16 protein-coding genes and 1 riboswitch are annotated in these 17,644 nt (G+C 74.9%); of the genes, 4 read left to right on the top strand and 12 right to left on the bottom strand.

The genetic code is table 11. From position 1 onward, the window contains the following. Positions 1–6 precede the first annotated feature (6 nt). From cobJ to ABD340_RS31050, 9 genes are all read right to left on the bottom strand, one after another. Positions 7–1,746: a precorrin-3B C(17)-methyltransferase gene (cobJ, locus tag ABD340_RS31090; protein ID WP_344593786.1), complete on the bottom strand. Its 1,740-nt coding sequence runs from the start codon at positions 1,744–1,746 to the stop codon at positions 7–9. After that, positions 1,743–3,098 carry a precorrin-6y C5,15-methyltransferase (decarboxylating) subunit CbiE gene (gene cbiE / locus ABD340_RS31085; protein WP_344593784.1) on the bottom strand — a complete coding sequence of 452 codons (1,356 nt, stop codon included), beginning with the start codon at positions 3,096–3,098 and terminating at the stop codon, positions 1,743–1,745. The genes cobJ and cbiE overlap by 4 nt, the downstream gene beginning before the upstream one ends. Further along, on the bottom strand, positions 3,095–3,619 hold the full coding sequence (locus ABD340_RS31080) for a hypothetical protein (RefSeq protein ID WP_344593783.1): 525 nt from the start codon (positions 3,617–3,619) through the stop codon (positions 3,095–3,097). The genes cbiE and ABD340_RS31080 overlap by 4 nt, the downstream gene beginning before the upstream one ends. Further along, positions 3,616–4,437 (bottom strand): precorrin-4 C(11)-methyltransferase, encoded by an 822-nt coding sequence (gene cobM, locus ABD340_RS31075; RefSeq protein ID WP_344593781.1) that lies wholly within the window; start codon positions 4,435–4,437, stop codon positions 3,616–3,618. Before cobM ends, ABD340_RS31080 begins: the two co-directional genes overlap by 4 nt. Further along, positions 4,434–5,792, bottom strand: coding sequence for a precorrin-2 C(20)-methyltransferase (gene cobI, locus ABD340_RS31070; protein ID WP_344593780.1), 1,359 nt, complete (start codon positions 5,790–5,792; stop codon positions 4,434–4,436). The genes cobM and cobI overlap by 4 nt, the downstream gene beginning before the upstream one ends. Continuing rightward, positions 5,789–7,180, bottom strand: coding sequence for a cobyrinic acid a,c-diamide synthase CobB (locus ABD340_RS31065; RefSeq protein WP_344593779.1), 1,392 nt, complete (start codon positions 7,178–7,180; stop codon positions 5,789–5,791). The genes cobI and ABD340_RS31065 overlap by 4 nt, the downstream gene beginning before the upstream one ends. Further along, on the bottom strand, positions 7,177–7,779 hold the full coding sequence (gene cobO, locus ABD340_RS31060) for a cob(I)yrinic acid a,c-diamide adenosyltransferase (RefSeq protein WP_344593778.1): 603 nt from the start codon (positions 7,777–7,779) through the stop codon (positions 7,177–7,179). The genes ABD340_RS31065 and cobO overlap by 4 nt, the downstream gene beginning before the upstream one ends. Positions 7,780–7,786: 7 nt before the next feature. After that, entirely contained in the window at positions 7,787–10,060 is a 2,274-nt protein-coding gene (locus ABD340_RS31055; protein ID WP_344593777.1) for a VWA domain-containing protein, read from the bottom strand. A 116-nt stretch (positions 10,061–10,176) separates the two neighbouring features. Further along, positions 10,177–10,301: riboswitch (cobalamin riboswitch) on the bottom strand. Positions 10,302–10,591: 290 nt separating this feature from the next. Next, entirely contained in the window at positions 10,592–11,263 is a 672-nt protein-coding gene (locus ABD340_RS31050) for an ATP-binding protein (protein WP_344593775.1), read from the bottom strand. Between the two features lie 158 nt (positions 11,264–11,421). On the opposite strand from ABD340_RS31050, the gene ABD340_RS31045 reads away from it, so the two are divergent. From ABD340_RS31045 to ABD340_RS31030, 4 genes are all read left to right on the top strand, one after another. Beyond that, positions 11,422–12,264 (top strand): helix-turn-helix domain-containing protein, encoded by an 843-nt coding sequence (locus ABD340_RS31045; protein ID WP_344593774.1) that lies wholly within the window; start codon positions 11,422–11,424, stop codon positions 12,262–12,264. Further along, positions 12,261–12,461, top strand: coding sequence for a DUF397 domain-containing protein (locus ABD340_RS31040; protein WP_344593773.1), 201 nt, complete (start codon positions 12,261–12,263; stop codon positions 12,459–12,461). The genes ABD340_RS31045 and ABD340_RS31040 overlap by 4 nt, the downstream gene beginning before the upstream one ends. A 161-nt stretch (positions 12,462–12,622) precedes the next feature. Beyond that, positions 12,623–13,642 (top strand): LLM class F420-dependent oxidoreductase, encoded by a 1,020-nt coding sequence (locus ABD340_RS31035; protein ID WP_344593772.1) that lies wholly within the window; start codon positions 12,623–12,625, stop codon positions 13,640–13,642. 114 nt (positions 13,643–13,756) lie between these two features. Continuing rightward, positions 13,757–15,412 (top strand): acetolactate synthase large subunit, encoded by a 1,656-nt coding sequence (locus ABD340_RS31030; protein ID WP_344593770.1) that lies wholly within the window; start codon positions 13,757–13,759, stop codon positions 15,410–15,412. Here ABD340_RS31030 and ABD340_RS31025 read toward each other — a convergent pair. From ABD340_RS31025 to ABD340_RS31015, 3 genes are all read right to left on the bottom strand, one after another. Beyond that, complete coding sequence (locus tag ABD340_RS31025) at positions 15,409–16,206, bottom strand: alpha/beta fold hydrolase (protein WP_344593768.1); 798 nt, start codon at positions 16,204–16,206, stop codon at positions 15,409–15,411. The two genes, ABD340_RS31030 and ABD340_RS31025, sit on opposite strands and share 4 nt — an antisense overlap. Then, positions 16,203–16,754, bottom strand: coding sequence for a TetR family transcriptional regulator (locus ABD340_RS31020; protein ID WP_344593766.1), 552 nt, complete (start codon positions 16,752–16,754; stop codon positions 16,203–16,205). Before ABD340_RS31020 ends, ABD340_RS31025 begins: the two co-directional genes overlap by 4 nt. A gap of 67 nt (positions 16,755–16,821) precedes the next feature. Next, positions 16,822–17,616: a methyltransferase domain-containing protein gene (locus ABD340_RS31015; RefSeq protein WP_344593765.1), complete on the bottom strand. Its 795-nt coding sequence runs from the start codon at positions 17,614–17,616 to the stop codon at positions 16,822–16,824. Positions 17,617–17,644: the final 28 nt, after the last annotated feature.

Here is a 17,644-nt window from a genome sequence, read left to right as displayed (position 1 = left end):
GGGAAGTCATGCCCATCGATACCCCCTGGGGGTCACAAATCGCCCGGCCACCGTGCGGCTGCGGCTCGAACCGACGAGCACCACCGTGACCATGTCGACCGCCGCCGGGTCGACCTCGGCGAGCGTGCAGACCGTGACGGTCTCGTCCGGACGGGAGGCGTTGCGGACGAGCCCGACCGGCGTCTCCGGCGGCCGGTGCCCGGCCAGGATCTCCAGCGCGGCGGGCAGCTGCCAGTCGCGCGCCCGGCTGCGCGGGTTGTAGAAGCAGACGGCGAAGTCGCCCTCCGCGGCGGCCCGCACCCGGCGCTCGATGACCTCCCACGGGGTGTGCAGGTCGGACAGCGAGATGTAGGCGTGGTCGTGCCCAAGGGGCGCGCCGAGCAGGTTCGAGGCGGCGACCGCGGCGGTGATCCCCGGGACGCCCTCCACCTCGATGTCGTCCGAGGCGAACTCCAGCGCCGGGCTCGCCATCGCGTACACGCCCGCGTCGCCCGACCCGACGAGCGCCACCGCGCGTCCGGCCGCGGCCTCCTCGACGGCGGTGCGGGCCCGTTCCTCCTCCTGGCCCAGGCCGCTCGACACGATCCTCGTCCCGGGACGGATCAGGTCGCGCACCTGGTCGAGGTACTGGTCCAGGCCAACGACCACCGACGCGCGCCGCAGCACCTCGTGCGCGCGGGGGGTGAGCAGGTCGCGCGCCCCTGGGCCGAGCCCGACGATGCTCAGCCGTCCCTTGGGCACGAGCCTGGCGACGGCCGCGGTGGCGCCGGCCGACTTCTGCTTCTCGGCGACGAGTTCGGCGCTCCGGCCGTACGAGCGGGCGGCGTACAGGGCGGCGGCCTCGGCGACGCTCGGCGTGCCCACCTCGGCCCGGACGACGTCCGACGGGTTGGGCACCTCGACCCCGGCCAGCGCCTCCGCCGGAAAGGTGACGACCTCCCAGCCGCGCTCCTCGGCGGCCTTGAGGATGCCCTGCTCATCGGCCTTGAGGTCCACGGTGGCCAGGCACCGCACGGACTCGGGCGCGAGGCCGGCGTCCGCCAGCGTGCGGTCGACCAGCCCGCCGACCTCGGCGGCCGGGACGCCGCGCGCCGACCCGACCCCGACCACCAGCGACGGGGGCCGGTACACCAGCCGGTTGCCGAACCAGCCCTCGTGGCACATGCAGGAGATCTCGGCCTGGTCGGTCACCACGATCCCCACCGAGGGCTCGTCCCCGGAGTCGCTCGACCGGACGACGTTGGGCGGAAGGGCGGGCAGCGGCCAGCCGTCCGCGCCCTCCAGCAGGACCGGCTCGCCCGACAGCACCGCCGCGCCGGCATGCGCGAGGAGATCGGGGTTGTGGACGGTGAAGCCGAGGTCGGCGCCGTAGGAGTCGAGCGGGGCGGTCCCGGTGCGGTCGCTGGCGGTCGTGACGACCGGCTCGCAGCCCAGCACCCCGGTGAGCCGCCTGGCCAGCAGGTTCGCGCCGTGGTGCCCGCCCAGGACGGCCACCGCGAACCGCATGCCCTCGTCCACGCACACCACGGCCGGGTCGGTGGTCTTGTGCTCCAGCAGCGGGGCCAGGACGCGCACGGTCGCGCCGACCGCGAGGAAGCTGACGATCGCGTCGCAGGTCCGCCACGCCTCGCGCAGCGCGTCCGCGGCCCGCCGGTCGGTGAACGAGCGCACCTCGCCGGGCCAGGCCGCCTCCAGCGCCTCGGCGGCGGAACGGCCCCCGGCCGTCGCCGCGACGACTCCGATCACCGCGCGCTCCCGCTCGTCGGCTCGCCGGCGTCCGTGCCGGGCAGCTCCGCGATCGTCACCCGCACCTGCCGCGACGACGCCTCCCGCTTCCGCGCGTCGGCAGGGGGCGCGGGCTCAGGGCGCTCCCCCCACACGAGGTAGACGGCACCCGACGGCGTCTGCGTCTGTGTCGACGTCGGGGCGCCGAACGGGGCCGCGGTAAGGCCGACCGCGTGCGCGCTGAGCGACTCGCCTTCGAGCGCGTCGACGGCCCCCTGCACCCGGCCGGGTTCGGAGACGACGACCACCACGCTGCGCAGGGCCTTGGCGGCGCAGGCCCGCGCCACCTCCGGTCCGCCGCCGCCGACGAACACCGCGTCGGGCCGGGGCAGGTGCTCCAGGACGGCCGGGGCGGTGCCGCGCGACACCGCCACCTTGACGCGGTGGGCGCGGACGTTGGCGCGGATGCGGTCGCAGGCGGCCTCGTCCCGTTCGACGGCGACGGCCGCCGCGCCGAACCGGGCGCACTCGATCGCGATCTCGCCGCGGCCCGCGCCGACGTCCCAGACCAGGTCGCCGACCCTGGGGCCCAGCCTGGCCAGCGCGAACGCCTTGACCTCGGGCGGCAGCGCGGACGCGCCGTGCGCGAACTCGTCCGCCGGGAGCGCCCACCGCGCCGGTCCGGGACGCGCCCCCGCGATCCAGCCGCGCCCGCCGGAGCCGGGCCCGGTCGCCGGTCCGCGCGGGTCGAGGACGAGCACCACGTTCGGTTCGCGCCAGGGCCGGGTGGTGGCCTCGGCCGGGCGGACGTGCACGACCCGTTCGCGCGGGCCGCCGAGGTCCTCGCACACCACGAAGGCGCGGGGCGTCTGCGGGAACAGCTCGCGCGCCAGTTCGGCCGGGCCCGCGCCCGGCGCCGTCAGCACCGCGACCTTGGGGTGGGCCCGGCACGCGTTCACGGCCCGGCGCAGCTCGCGCCCGTGCGCCGAGACGACGAGCGCGTCGTCCCATGGCAGCCCGGCCCGCGCGAACGCCTGCGCCACCGACGACAGCGCCGGCAGCACCCGGGGCCGGTGCCCGCGCTCGCGCAGCGCCCGGACGATCCCGAAGAACCCCGGGTCGCCGCTCGCCACGACCACGACATCGCCTCCGCCGCCGGCCTGGCCGAGTTCGGCGTCGATCGCGTCGAGGGCCGCGCCGACATCGCCCATGACGACCGTCCGGGCGCCCTCCGGGACGGGCAGGGCGGCCAGGTTGCGCTCGCCGCCGGCCACGAGCGCGGCGCGTTCCAGCAGTTCGCGGGCCTCTTCGGGGAGGGGCGAGCCGTCGTGCCCGAGCACGGTGAGGGACGGCTCGGGGGGCGGGGAGGTCATCGGCCCAGCCGCCCGTACATGCCGACCATGCGCTCACCGCCGGGATCCATCAGCACCACCTGCGCCGCGATCGGGCTCCGGTCCGCACCGGTGGACGCGGCGGCGGCGAGTTCGAGGCCGTCGGCGACGCGGCGGCACAGTTCCCGTCCGCACTGGCCGAGCAGCCCTGCGCCCTCCCATAGCTCGTAGGCGCGCCGCGCGGAACCGGCGGCGGCCACATCGGCGGCCAGCGCCGGGGTGCCGCCCATGTCGGCGGTGATGCCGCCGAGTCCGTCCGCCGGGTCGAGTGCGGCGAGATCTTCGACGGTGGCGAGGAGGACCAGCCGGTCGAGAGCGTGCCCGGCCGCCTCCAGCGCCGCCTCCCGCACGCCCCCCGCCGCGTCCGCCTGGACGAAGCAGACTTCGGGCAGGCGGGGCAGCATTCGCGCGGCCACGTGCCCGGCGAGCCCCTCCCCCAGAAGCACGAGGGTCTTCTCCCCGGACGCGGCGATCGTCGCGACCGCGGTATCTGATCGTGTCATGGCCGACGAGCCTCCCTGAGCCGCCGCCGCGCCGACGGCTCGGCGCGCCGATGTCCGTGGAAGTGGCCCGGGTGGTACAGGTGCGAGCGGGTGCCGCCCGCCGCCAGCGCCGGTCCGACCAGCACCAGGGTGTGCTTCCACAGCTTGTGCTCCTTGACCGTCTCGGCCAGCTCGCCCAGCGTGCACCGGACGATCAGCTCGTCCGGCCAGGTGGCCTGGTAGGCGACCACGCACGGAGTGTCCGCGGGGTAGCCGCCCTCCAGCAGTTCCTCCTGCAACTGGCCGGAGCGGGCGGCGGACAGGAACAGCGCCATCGTCGTGCCGTGCCGGGCGAACTCGCGCACCTCCTCGCCCGGCGGCATCGGGGTCTTGCCGCCGCCGAGCCTGGTCAGCACGACCGACTGCGCGACCTCGGGGATGGTCAGCTCGCGCTCCACCGCCGCCGCGACCGCGCTGAAGCTGGAGACCCCGGGGACGACCTCCGTCTCCAGCCCCAGCTCCTTGCACCGGTCGAGCTGCTCCTGCAACGCGCCCCACAGCGCGGGGTCGCCGGAGTGGATCCGGGCGACGGTGAGCCCTTCGGCGGCGGCGCGCTCGTAGTACGGCAGCACGCCCTCCATCGGGAGCCGCGCCGAGTCGACGATCTCCGCTCCGTCGCGGGCGTGCTCCAGGACGTCCGGATGGACCAGGCTGGCCGCCCAGACCACCACGTCGGCGGCGGCGATCGCGCGGGCGGCGCGGAAGGTGAGCAGGTCGGCGGCGCCGGGACCGGCGCCCACGAACAGCACCCGGCCGCGCGGGCCGGACGGCGGGGTCATCGGAGCCTTCCTCCCCGGCCGCCCTCGCGGCGGCCCGGCACGATCAGCGTGGACAGGTAGGGGACGGGACCGGACAGCTCGCGCGCGGGCCCGATCTCCTCGCCGGGCAGGCCGAGCCGGGCGCCGTAGCGGGCCCCGTCCAGCCGTCCGGCGTCCTTGAGCGCCTCGACGACCTGCTCGGCGACGGCGCCGAACTTGTACGCCACGACGGTGTCGCCGGTCTCCAGCGCGGCCCGGAAGGCGCGCAGCGCGTCCGGGCCGCCGGCCAGCGGCAGCAGGCCGATCGACTCCGCCCCTTCGGCGAGCACGGTCCCGGAACGGGCGGCCAGGTCCTGCATGGCGGTGATGCCGGGCACGGTCGCGATCCCGGTGCCCGGCCGCAGCCGCCGCACGGTCTGGGCCAGGTAGGTGAAGGTCGAGTAGACGTTGGGGTCGCCGATGGTCGCGAACGCGACGGTCGCGGCGCCCTCCTCGAAAGCCCGGACGACCCGTTCGGCCGCGGCGTCCCAGGCGGCGGCGCGGCGCTCGGTGACGCCGCCGCGGTCGTTGAGGGCGAACACGACCCGTTCGGCCTTGCCCGTGTACGCGCGGACGACCGACTCGGCGCGGCCCGCCTCGTCCAGCGCCATGACCGGGACCAGCACCACGTCGGACTCCCGCAGCACCCGCACGCCCTTGGCCGTCACCAGCTCGGGGTCGCCCGGCCCCACCCCGACGCCGATGAGCGTCCCCGGCCCCGGCGCGCTCCGCCCCGTGCCCTCCAGAACCGTGCCCTCCAGAACCGTGCCCTCCAGAACCGCGCCTTCCAGGTCGGCGGCGATCAGGCCGAAGACGTGCTGGTCGACCGGGCCGCCGGGACCGGTCTCGACGGCGCGGAGCACGCCCTCGTGCCGGAATCCCGCCTTCTCCGCGACCCGGACCGAGGCCCGGTTGGCGACGTCGATGCGCAACTCGACCCGGTTGAGGCCGCCGCCGCCGGCGTCCAGCGCCCAGCCGGCCAGCGCGCGGAGCGCGTCGGTGGCCAGCCCGCGCCCGCGCGCCGCCGGACGGATCCCGTAGCCGGCCTCGGCGGAGCGGGCCGGCCAGTCGACCCGGAAGAGCCCGACCGTGCCGCTCAGCGCGCCGGTCTCGCGGTCCGCCACGACCAGGTGCAGGCCCCAGCCCGAACGCGGGATGTCGTGCACCCCCTCGGCCAGCCACCAGGCCAGGCCGTCGCCGCCCGGCGGGACGTTGGGCGGCAGGAAGTCCTCGCCCGCGGCCATCGCCTCGGTCAGCACATCGGCGTCGTCCGGTCCGTAGGGCCGCAGCCGCACGCGCCCGCCCTCCAGGACGGGCACCGCGTCGAAGGTCGTCACGCGTCCCCTCCTCCTTCGCCGCGGCCCGTCCCGCTCCGGGAGGCCGCCCGCACCAGCCGCTCGGCGAACAGCGGTTCCCCCGCCCAGTGCAGATGCAGATACGACGCGACGCAATCCCCCTGGACGAAACCGTCGGGGCCCGCGGTCGTCCACTGCCACGCGGCCGTCTTCCCGTGGCGGGGGTCGGTGACGGTGCGGTGGAACTCGTGGCCCCGCACGCGTTCCCCGGTACGGGCCACCACCGAGTCGGAGACCGCGACGGCCGACCGGTAGCCGAGCGTCAGCCGCGGCGCCATGGTCGCGGTCACCTCGTCCAGGACGCCGCACATGGGCCTTCCGTCCAGCTCGCGGCCGAGATAGAGGAGCCCGGCGCATTCGGCGTACACCGGGCCGCCGCCCGCCGAGAAGGCGGCGAGGGCGCGGCGCAGCGGCTCGTTCTCCGACAGTTCGGACGCGTACATCTCGGGGAAGCCGCCGCCGATCACGACGCCGCGGGTGCCGCCGGGCAGCCGCTCGTCGCGCAGCGGGTCGAACCGCACGACCTCGGCGCCCGCCGCCTCCAGCAACTCCTCGTTCTCCGCGTACCCGAAGGTGAACGCCGGACCGCCCGCCACCGCGATCCGGGGACGGGCGCTCGCCGGAGCGCCGGCGGACACCTGCCCGCCCGGTTCCCACGGCTCGGCCCGCAGCGCCGGAGCGCTCCGGGCGAGGGCCAGCACGGCGTCCAGATCGCAAGACGAGGCGACCAGGTCGCCGAGCCGCCGGACCGTCTCGACCGCCTCCGCGCTCCGCTCCGCCGCCGGGACGAGTCCCAGATGGCGGGACGGCGTCGCCACGTCCTCGCGGCGGCGCAGCGCGCCCAGCACCGGGACGCCCAGCTCCTCGACGGCGTCGCGGCACATCCGCTCGTGCCCGTCCGAGCCGATCCGGTTGAGGATCACCCCGCCCAGCCGCACGCCTTCGTCATAGGTCCGGAAGCCGTGCACGGTCGCCGCCACCGAACGGCCCGCCGCCGCCGCGTCCACCACCAGCACCACCGGCGCGTCCAGCAGCCCGGCGACATGGGCGGTCGAGGCGAACCCGCCCTGCTCGGCGGCGCCGTCGTACAGGCCCATCACGCCCTCGACCACCGACACCTCGGCGCCCGCCGCGCCGTGCAGGAACAGCGGGACGACCAGCTCCTCCGACGTCAGCCACGGGTCGAGGTTGCGGCCCGGACGCCCGGTGGCCAGCGCGTGGTACCCCGGGTCGATGTAGTCGGGGCCGACCTTGTGCGGCGACACGGCCGTCCCGCGCGCGGCCAGCGCCGCCATCAGCCCGGTGGCCACGGTCGTCTTGCCGCAGCCCGACGCGGGCGCGGCCACCACGATCCGGGGAGCGCGAATCACCACTCGATGCCCTTCTGGCCCTTCTGGCCGCGGTCCATCGGGTGCTTGACCTTGCCCATCTCGGTGACCAGGTCGGCGACCTCCAGCAGCCGCGGGTCGGCGTCCCGGCCCGTGATCACCACGTGCTGGGAGCCCGGCCGGTCCCGCAGCGCGGCGATGACGTCCTCGACGTCGATCCAGCCCCACTTCATCGGGTAGGTGAACTCGTCCAGCACGTAGAAGCGGTACGTCTCGGCCGCCAGATCGCGCTTGATCTGCGCCCAGCCCTCCCTGGCGTCGGCCTCGTGGTCGGCCTCGGTGCCCGGACGCTGGATCCACGACCAGCCCTCGCCCATCTTGTGCCAGGTCACCGGGCCGCCCTCGCCGCCGTCGCCGAGGACGCGCAGCGCCCGCTCCTCGCCGATCCGCCACTTGGCCGACTTCACGAACTGGAACACCCCGATCGGCCAGCCCTGGTTCCAGGCGCGCAGCGCCAGCCCGAACGCCGCGGTCGACTTGCCCTTCCCCGGGCCGGTGTGCACGATCACCAGCGGCCGGTTGCGCCGTTCCCTGGTGGTCAGCCCGTCCTCGGGCACGTACTCCGGTTTGCCCTGCGGCATCGCTCGCTCACGCCACCTTCCCGGCCGTGTTCCTTCTGGACGCGCGGACGACCCCGGCCAGGTCGTCGGAGCCGAGCTCCTCCAGCCGCACCGTCTCGGCGCCCAGCCGCTCGCCGAGCCCGGCCGCCAGGCCGAGCCGTACCGGGCCGGACTCGCAGTCGACCACCACCGACGCCACCCCGGACGCGGCCAGCAGCCCGGCGGCGGCGGACGGGTCGGGGCCGTGCGTGGCACGGCCGTCGGTCACCAGCACCAGCAGCGCGCGGCGGGACGGGTCGCGGACCTGCTCGACCCGCAGCGTCTCGGCGGCCCGCAGCAGCCCGGCCGCCAGCGGCGTCCGGCCCCCGGTGGGGAGCCGCTCCAGCCGCCGCGCCCCGGCCTCGACCGACGACGTCGGCGGCAGCGCCAGCTCGGCTCCGGTGCCCCGGAAGGTGATGAGCCCGATCTTGTCGCGGCGCTGGTAGGCGTCCAGGAGCAGGCTGAGCACGGCGCCCTTGACCGCCCGCATCCGCCGCCGCGCGGCCATCGAGCCGCTGGCGTCGACCACGAACAGCACCAGATTGCCCTCGCGGCCGTCGCGGACGGCCTCCCGCAGGTCGTCCGCGGCGATCACGATCCCGGGACCGGTACGGCCGCGGGCGTGCTGGTGCGGCGCGGCGGCGTGCAGCGTGGCGCTCAGGTGCAGGCCGCGGGCGCCCGGCCGGGCCCCGGAGACCCGCCCGAACGGGGTGCGCGCCTTGGAGCGGCGGCCGGGCGCGCCGACGCCGGTGCCGGGCACGGTGAACAGCCGCGGCCGGAACGTGGCACCGGCCTGGGCGGGCTCGCCCTCGCCGGCGTCCGGGTCCTCGGCGGGGACGCGCTCGTCGGCCGGGCGCTCGCCGTCGTTCACGGACTGGCCGTTCAGCAGCGCGTCCAGGGCGCTCAGCACGTCGCTTCCGCCGTCCAGGCCGCCGGGACCGCCGCGCGGCCCGTCGCCGGGACCGTCGTCGTCGGGCCCCTCGTCGGGACCGTCGTCCTCCGGCCCGTCGTCGGCCCGCGACGGCTCCGGCTCCGGGGCGGCCTCGGGTTCCGGCTCGGGCTCCGGCGGCGCGGTCTCCGGAGGCCCGGCGGGATCGGCGTGCTCCTCCAGGATCCGGTCGAGCTTCTCCTCGTCCAGGCCGGGCGCGTCGAACGGGTCGCGGCGGCGCCGGTGCGGCAGCGCCAGCCGGGCCGCGGTGCGCACGTCCTCGGCGGTGACCACGGTGCGCCGGTGCCAGGCGGCCAGCGCCATCGCGGCGCGGGCCGTGACCAGGTCGGCGCGCAGCCCGTCCACCTCGAACGCGGCGCAGACCGCGGTGATCTGGCGGAGCGCGGCGTCGGTGAGCTCCACCCGGGGCAGCCGCGACTGCGCCGAGGCGATCCGCGCGGCCAGCTCCGCCTCGGCCAGCCGCCAGCGGGCGGCGAACCGGACCGGGTCGTGCTCGTAGTCCAGGCGCCGCCGCACCACCTCGGCGCGCTCCTCGGGGGCGCGGCTCGCGGCGACCTCCACGGTCAGCCCGAACCGGTCGAGCAGCTGCGGGCGCAGCTCGCCCTCCTCCGGGTTCATGGTGCCGACCAGCAGGAAGCGCGCGGCGTGCCGGACCGACACGCCCTCCCGCTCGACGTACGACTCGCCCATGGCGGCGGCGTCCAGCAGCAGGTCGACCAGGTGGTCGTGCAGCAGGTTGACCTCGTCGACGTACAGGACGCCGCGGTGCGCGGCCGCGAGCAGGCCGGGCTCATAGGCCTTCACGCCCTCGGTCAGCGCGCGCTCGATGTCCAGGGAGCCGGTGAGCCGGTCCTCCGACGCGCCTACCGGCAGCTCGACCAGCTGGGCGGGCCGGTGGGGCATCCCGGCCGGCTCGCCGGCGGGCCGGGCAGGGTCGGCGGGGGCCGGTTCGGCCCGGACGGTGATCGCGGGCTCGCCGTCCTCGCCGCCCTCGCCGAGCTCGTCGAGCCCGTCGTCCTCGTCCGCCTCGGCGTCGAAGGCGGCGTGCGGGCCGTCCGGGCAGCCGGGGTCGGGGTCGCGGGGGTCGCAGGAGAAGCGGCAGCCCGCCACCACCGGCACCGATGGCAGCAGGTCGGCCAGCGCCCGCACGATCGTCGACTTGGCGGTGCCCTTCTCGCCCCGGACCAGGACGCCGCCCACGCCCGGCGAGACCGCGTTGACGAGCAGGGCCAGCTTGAGATCGTCCATGCCGACGACGGCGGAAAAGGGGTAGCGCGCCCGGTGGGTCCGCCGGTCGGCGCCCGCGCGGCTCATCGGCCCATCAGATAGGGCATGCCTCATCGTCCTTCCCTCGGGTGTCCACGCCCGTGGCTGTCCTTCCAAGGGACGCCCCCCAAGGCTTGGCGGTGCCCGCGTCCCTTCGACGGCCGGAGTCTCCTGGCTCCCGGATCGCCACTCCTCCTCAGCCTTCCAGCGTCGCCGCCGTGGCTGTACGTGAGGGGAGCTCCCCATGGTCACAGTTGCGGGACAGCCCCGGATTCGCACCGGGTTCCTCCGCTTCCGTCGCCTGCACAGGATGACATACAGGCATAAACGACCCAAGCCGCGGAGGGGTGAGAGTGCTCCGGCGCCCTTCCCGGACCCCACGTCAAGAACGTGTTCTACAAAGGCCTGTCTCGACGTGGCCCCAGGTACCGCGCGAGCGCGCTACCTGGCCGGTGCGGCGACGCCGGAGGCGAGCTGCACCGGCCAGATCGCGAAGCGATGTCGCGCTCGCACCAAGCACGGTCAGGGTGCGAGCCGCCAGGCGAGCGTCCTGGGCCGGGATTGCATGAACACAGCGCGTCAGCCGAGCGGCGGCACCGCAGTGGCCGGGAGGGGCACGATCTTCCCGTTCGGCGGGTGGAGCAGTTCGGCCGGGAGGTGGACGACCGCGGGGATCGCGAACCAGACGGCCTTGCCGCGCACCCGCGGCACGCACCGCGACAGCGTGCGGAGTATGCCCCAGCGGCCGTCCGACAGCTCCCGGACGATGCTCAGCCCGCGGCCGTGGTCGCCGGAGGTCCACGAGTAGGCGGGCAGGCGGCCGGCGGCCTGGCGGTCGAAGACCGCGCACCGCACCTGGCCGGGGACGGCGCCGGTGCGCTCGCCGGGCGCACCGGCGTAGAGCCACAGCTCGTGCGGGCCGTGGCCGGGCGCGTGCTGGAAGGCGTTGGTGGCCAGCTCGCTGGCCATCAGCCGCGCGTCGGCGATGGCGGCACGGGGCGCGCCCGCCGCGGCCAGCGCCTCCCCCAGCACGGCACGGGCATAGCCCGCGCACTCCGGGCCCTCAGGGAGCACCCAGACGCACCCGAGCGGCGGCCCGCAGTACACCGGGACGACCGGTGCCGCCGCCTCCCCTGGGGCTCCCTCCCGGGCGCGCGCGCCGGTGGAACGGGGCGTCGGGGGCCCACCTTCGGGATCGTCGGCACCGGCGATGCCCCGGACGGCGCCGACCGTCTCTGGCGAGGTCTTCACAGGACCCTCCTGCCACCGTTACGTTCCGCTCACATGCGGTCACATTTCCTCAGCTTTGCGTGAGAATCTCAGTCACGCAACATCCTTCGGCAGATTGCCGTTACCGGCATGGTCATTTGTGTTGTACGGAACGGACCGAATCGGGAGACTCTCGGCTCATGACCTATCGGCCCACGGTGCGCGGTCGCCGGCTGGCGCGGGAGCTTCGCAGGCTGCGAGAGGAGCAGGGGCTCACCCTGCAGGAGGTGGCGGACCGGCTGGACTGGTCGCGGGCCACCGTCTCGCGGCTGGAGACGGGGCAGACCCGGCCCAAGCCCAACGACATCGCGGACATACTCAACCTGTACGGCGTGCCCAGCCCCGGGCGGGACGCCCTCATCAACCTGGCGCGGGAGGCGGGCCAGCGCGGCTGGTGGACCGCCTACGCGGACGTGTTCACCGGCAGTTACGTGGCCCTGGAGGACGAGGCGTCCCAGATCCGCACCTGGGACCCGCAGCTGATCCATGGGCTGCTCCAGACGGAGGATTACGCCCGTGCCGTGATCACCGCGGGCCGGCTGCTGCCCACCCCCGAGGACATCGAGCGCCGGATCGACGCCCGCAAGGCCCGGCAGGCGCTGCTGGACCGCGAGCAGGCGCCGCGGGTGCACCTGATCTTCGACGAGAGCGTGCTGCGCCGTCCGATCGGCGGGCACGAGGTCATGGCGGCGCAGCTGGCCGCGCTGGCGGAGGCGGCGGACCGGCCCGAGATCACCCTCCAGGTGCTGCCGTTCGACATAAGGGAGCATGCCGGACTTGACGGACGTTTCACGATCCTTTCGTTTCCCGACCCCGCCGACCCCGATATCGCCTACGTAGAGGGGACGATGGGCGACGTTTATCTTGAAAGCGCCGAGGCAATAGCATCACATGGGGATCGTTTCGCCCGGATCGCGGCGGCGGCCCTCGCCCCCGAGGAATCCGCGCACCTCATCGCCGAGGCAGCAAGGAGCAGCCCGTGAACCACCCGTCCGACGATCTCACCCGAGCCCGATGGCGCAAGTCCTCCCACAGCGGGAGCGGCGATCAGTGCGTCGAGGTCGCCGCCCTGAACGGCGACCGCCGGGCGGTGCGCGATTCGCAGGATCCGCACGGCCCGGCCCTGAAGTTCTCGCGGGCCGAGTGGGACCGGTTCCTCACCGCCGTCCGGAACGTCTGACCGGCGATCCGGACCGCGTCACGCGGTGTCTCCCCGAGGGGTCGCGGCGATCACGCGCGGCCCCTCGGGCCGTCCACGGGCGGCCCGGCCCGGCCCCGCCCCTGCACACGAAGTAGAACGTGTTCTAGTATCGCGGTGCGTCGATGAGCGGAGGGCGACCGATGACCGCGGAACTCAAGCTCGGCATCCACGTCGGGTACTGGCAGCGCGACCCCGAGGACCACACCGAGACGGTGCTGGCCGCCGAACGGCTCGGCTACGACTCGGTGTTCACCGCCGAGGCCTACGGCTCGGACGCCTTCACCCCGCTCACCTGGTACGCCGCCCGCACGTCCAGGATCGGGCTGGGCACCGCCGTGGTGCAGATGTCGGCCCGCACCCCGGCCGCCACCGCCATGCACGCCCTCACCCTCGACGCGCTGTCGGGCGGACGGGTCGCCCTCGGCCTCGGCGCGTCCGGGCCGCAGGTGGTCGAGGGCTGGTACGGCGTGCCCTTCCCCAAGCCGCTCGCCCGCACCCGCGAGTACTTCGACATCCTCCGCAAGGTCTGGCGGCGCGCGGAGCCGGTCACCAACGACGGCCCGCACCACCCGCTGCCGTACCCGGGCGGCACGGGCCTCGGCAAGCCGCTGAAGTCGATCGTCCATCCCGTGCGTCCGGAGATCCCGCTCTACCTGGGCGCGGAAGGGCCGAAGAACGTGGCGCTGGCGGCGGAGATCGCGCAGGGCTGGCTGCCGATGTTCATCGACCCGGCGCAGGTGGACACCGTCTACGGCGAGTCGCTCGCGGGCCGCCCGGACGGCTTCGAGATCGCCGCCACCGTCACCACGATCGTCACCGACGACCTGCCCGCCGCGCTGGAGTTCGCCAAGATCCCGCTGGCGTTCTACATCGGGGGGATGGGCGCCAAGGACCGCAACTTCCATCTCGACCTCATCGGCCGGCTCGGGTACGGCGAGCAGGCCGCGCGGGTCCAGGAGCTGTTCCTGTCCGGACGGCGGGACGAGGCGATCCGCGCGGTGCCGGACGAGCTGGCCGACTCGATCTCGCTGCTCGGCCCGATCGGCCGGATCAAGGAGCGGCTGCAGCTGTGGCGCGACAGCCCGGTCACCACGCTGCTCCTCGGCGGTGTCAAGGACGAGCCGACGCTGCGCGCCCTCCGGGACCTGGTCCGCGGCTGACCCGCGCCGCGGGTCGATCCCCCTGGACCGGGCATGGGGAGCGAGGGAATGAGCGGTCCCCCGCCGGTGCTGTAGCCGATGCCCACGAGGTCGAGGAAACGGGAGGGGACGACGATGTCCGCGCAGGCAGGCGCCGCCCGGCTGCTGGTCCGCACGCTGGAGGCCGAGGGCGTCGAGTACGTCTTCGGACTGCCCGGCGAGGAGAACATCCACTTCGTCGACGCGCTGCGCGACTCGCCGATCCGCTACGTCCTGGTCCGGCACGAGCAGGGCGCGGCGTTCATGGCCGAGATCTACGGCAGGCTGACCGGCAAGGCCGGGGTGGCCTCGGCGACGCTCGGCCCCGGCGCGATCAACCTGCAGCTCGGGGTGGCCGACGCCACCACCAACAGCACCCCGGTCGTGGCGATCTCCGCGCAGGTCGGGCTGGACCGCATCTACAAGGAGTCGCACCAGGTCGTCGACCTGGTCTCGCTGTTCCGCCCGATCACCAAGTGGGCGGAGCTGGCGCCCACCGCCGAGGCGCTGCCGGAGATGGTCCGCAAGGCGTTCAAGACCGCGCAGACCGAACGGCCCGGCGCGGTCTACCTCGCCATCCCCGAGGACGTCGAGAAGGCCGCGGTGCCGTCCGGGCTGGGCCCGCTGCCGGTCAACGTGGTGCGGCCGCAGGAGCCGTCCCCGGCGCAGATCGCCCGCGCCGCCGACGTCATCGCGCTGGCCCGGCGGCCGATCGTGCTGGCCGGGCACGGCGCCGCCCGCGACGGCGCGTCCCAGGCGCTGGTCGGGTTCGCCGAGCAGCTCGGGGTGCCGGTGGCGACCACCTTCAACGGCAAGGGCGTCTTCCCCGACGACCACCCGCACGCGCTCGGCGCGGTCGGGTTCATGCGCCACGACTACGTCAACTACGGCTTCGACGAGGCGGACGTGCTGATCGCGGTCGGGTACGAGCTGCAGGAGTTCGACCCGGTCAAGGTCAACCCGGACGCCGACAAGAAGATCATCCACATTCACCGGTCCGCCGCCGAGGTGGACGACCACTACCCGGTCGAGGTCGGCATCCAGGGCGACATCTCGCGGTCGCTGCGCGCGCTCGCCGAGTCGGTGCACCGCCGGTTCGACGTCAACGGCACCGGCCGGAAGATCCGCCGGATGCTGCGGGAGGAGCTGGAGCGGGGCCGCGCCGACGACGGCTTCCCGCTGTCGCCGCTGCGGGTGGTCTCCGACATCCGGGAGGCGATGGGCCGCCACGACATCGTGCTGGCCGACACCGGCGCGGTGAAGATGTGGATGGCCCGCACGTACCCGACCTACGAGCCGAACACGCTGCTGGTCTCCAACGGGCTGTCGTCGATGGGGTTCGCGGTACCGGGCGCGATCGCCGCCAAGCTGGCCCGTCCCGACCGCAGGGTGCTGGCCGCCACCGGCGACGGCGCGTTCCTGATGAACTCCCAGGAGCTGGAGACCGCGGTCCGGGAGAACGTCCCGATCACCGTGCTGATCTGGGAGGACGGCGCGTACGGCCTGATCGAGTGGAAGATGGACCTGGAGCTGGGCCGCAGCACCGCGATCAAGTTCGCCAACCCCGACTTCGTCAAGTACGCCGAGAGCTTCGGGGCCAAGGGGCACCGGATCGGCGCCGCCGGCGAGCTGCTGCCCACGCTGCGCAAGGCGCTCGCCGGCGACGGCGTCTCGGTCATCACGGTCCCGGTGAACTATTCGCACAACTTGAAGCTCACCGACGCGCTCGGCGAGCTGACCGGCCCGTTCTAAGCGGCGACGACGGCCGCGTCCAGGAACGGCAGCACCGCCCCCAGGAACCGCGCCGGCGCCTCGGCGAACGGCGCGTGGCCGGTCGGCATCGTCCGCCAGGTCGCGCCGGGTATCGCCCTGCGCACGCCGGGGGCGTCCATGCCGACCATCGGATCGAGGGCGCCCCAGACCAGCAGGGTCGGCGCGGTGATCGTCTCGGCGCCCGCCCGCAGGTCGTGCTCGGGCGCGGCGAAGCTCCGCCAGAGCGCGGCCGCCACTTCGTTCGCGCCCGGGTCGCGGCGGCGGGCGACGTCCCGGGCGATCATCTCGCGCACCACCGGGGTGCGGCGGCGCAGGTAGAAGCGGGGCAGCCGGCCCGACAGCAGCCGCATCGACACGGTGGTGCCCATCAGCCGGATGAAGCCGCGGGTGGCGGGGTTGAGCGTGGTGAACCCGCCGCTGCCGACCAGCACCAGCGCCGACACCCGGTCCGGGTGCTCGATCGCGAACCGGGCCGCCGCGTAGCCGCCCACGCTGCTGCCGATCAGCGCGACCGGGTCCGGGCCGAGCGCGTCGACGATCTCCGGGACGATCTCCGCGAACGCCATCGCCGACGGCGTCCTCTCGGGGCGGGCCGAATCGCCGTACCCGGGCCAGTCGACGCCGTAGGTGGTGTACCGCTGCGACAGCGCGGGGACGACCGCGTCGAAGTCGCGGTGGCAGCCCGGATTGGCGTGCAGCAGCAACAGGGGCGGCCCCTGGCCCGCCACGGTCACCGCCACCGCCCCCAGCGCGGTCTCGACCCGTCTGATCATGTCGTTCCCCTCCCCAGATAGCGCCGTAGCGCGGCACGCAGCCCGTCCAGCGCGGCTCCTGACTCTGATTCGGCGACCGCGACCTCGCGGACCATCACAACCCAGAGCCGGGCGGACTCGGGCGGGTGCGGGCACCCCATCGCGGCGAAGTCCGGCTCGGCGATCCGCGCGAACATGCGGCCGCGGCGGGCCGCCTCCACCACGATCGCGGGCTCGGCCTGGGCCTCGACGAGCAGCGCCCGGGTGGCCCGCTCGCGCAGGCAGCCGTCCAGATAGGCCCGGGTGCCGGTGAGAAGCCGTCCCGCCCCCGGCTCGGCGCCCGCGATGGCCGCGGCGGTGCGGGCCGCCAGCCGGTCGTGGAAGCCGCGGTGCAGCTCGATCAGGTAGGACGCGCGGTCGCCGAAGAGGTGGAAGAAACTGCCCTTGGCGATGCCCGCGGCCGTGACCACCCGGTTGACGCTGAGCCCGCTGAGCCCGTCCCGTTCGGCCAGCGCCAGCCCCGCCGCCACCAGCGCCCGCCGCTTGCCCGCCGGGTCCCTGGTGCGCATGGGGCCGACCGTAGGCCGCTATCGACCGTGCGGTCAATAAAACGGGCGTTCCGGTCATTCTGGACCGTCATTTCCGGCAGAGGATCTCGCCGTGGACGACCGCGAACCAGCCGTCGTCGGCGGCCGCCCACTCCTTCCAGCCCGCGCGGATCCGCTCCAGCTCGTCCCGGGTGGCGTGGCCGCCCGCCACGGCCCGCTCCGCCACGTCCGAACTGACCATGCGGCCGCCCCACGATCCGCTCCACCACTCGCGCTCCTCCGGCGTGGAGTAGCACCAGGCGGAGGCGCTCGCGGTGACGTCGGTGAAGCCGGCGGCGCGCGCCCACGCCACCAGCCGGCGGCCCCCCTCGGGCTCCCCTCCGCTCGCGCGCGCCACCTCGCAGTAGACGGGGAGCCAGTCGTCCATGCCGGGCGGACGGGGGTACCAGACCATGCCGCCGAAGTCGGCGTCGCGCACCGCCACCACGCCCCCGGGACGGCACACCCTGCGCATCTCGCCCAGCGCGCGTACCGGGTCGGGCACGTGCTGCAGGACCTGGTGGGCATGGACGACGTCGAACGCGCCATCGGGAAAGTCCAGCGCGTGCACATCGGCGACCGCGAACTCGACGTTCTGAACACCCCGCTCCGCGGCGGTACGCCGCGCCTCCTCCAGGATTTCGGCGGCGGCGTCGACGGCGGTGACCGTGCCGGGCGCGACGCGCTCGGCGAGCCCCGCGGTGATCGTGCCGGGGCCGCACCCCACGTCCAGGACCTCGAGCCCGGCACGCAGGTGCTCGATCAGGTAGCCCGCCGAGTTCTCCACCGTGCGCCACTGATGGGAGCTCAGGACCGTCGCGTGGTGGCCGTGGACGTAGGCCATCGGGATCACCCCTCACATCTCGCCGATG

This window comes from Actinomadura vinacea (assembly GCF_039532545.1).
GTDB lineage: Bacteria > Actinomycetota > Actinomycetes > Streptosporangiales > Streptosporangiaceae > Spirillospora > Spirillospora vinacea.
The sequence above is the reverse complement of the archived record's forward strand: the minus strand, read 5'-3'. Positions and strand labels throughout refer to the sequence as shown.

Coding starts and splice junctions, on each gene's coding strand:
- cbiE (WP_344593784.1), bottom strand. CDS start 3,098: ATGACCTCCCCGCCCCCCGAGCCGTCCCTCACCGTGCTCGGGCACGAC.
- ABD340_RS31080 (WP_344593783.1), bottom strand. CDS start 3,619: ATGACACGATCAGATACCGCGGTCGCGACGATCGCCGCGTCCGGGGAG.
- cobM (WP_344593781.1), bottom strand. CDS start 4,437: ATGACCCCGCCGTCCGGCCCGCGCGGCCGGGTGCTGTTCGTGGGCGCC.
- cobO (WP_344593778.1), bottom strand. CDS start 7,779: ATGCCGCAGGGCAAACCGGAGTACGTGCCCGAGGACGGGCTGACCACC.
- ABD340_RS31055 (WP_344593777.1), bottom strand. CDS start 10,060: ATGAGCCGCGCGGGCGCCGACCGGCGGACCCACCGGGCGCGCTACCCC.
- ABD340_RS31045 (WP_344593774.1), top strand. CDS start 11,422: ATGACCTATCGGCCCACGGTGCGCGGTCGCCGGCTGGCGCGGGAGCTT.
- ABD340_RS31035 (WP_344593772.1), top strand. CDS start 12,623: ATGACCGCGGAACTCAAGCTCGGCATCCACGTCGGGTACTGGCAGCGC.
- ABD340_RS31030 (WP_344593770.1), top strand. CDS start 13,757: ATGTCCGCGCAGGCAGGCGCCGCCCGGCTGCTGGTCCGCACGCTGGAG.
- ABD340_RS31025 (WP_344593768.1), bottom strand. CDS start 16,206: ATGATCAGACGGGTCGAGACCGCGCTGGGGGCGGTGGCGGTGACCGTG.
- ABD340_RS31020 (WP_344593766.1), bottom strand. CDS start 16,754: ATGCGCACCAGGGACCCGGCGGGCAAGCGGCGGGCGCTGGTGGCGGCG.
- ABD340_RS31015 (WP_344593765.1), bottom strand. CDS start 17,616: ATGGCCTACGTCCACGGCCACCACGCGACGGTCCTGAGCTCCCATCAG.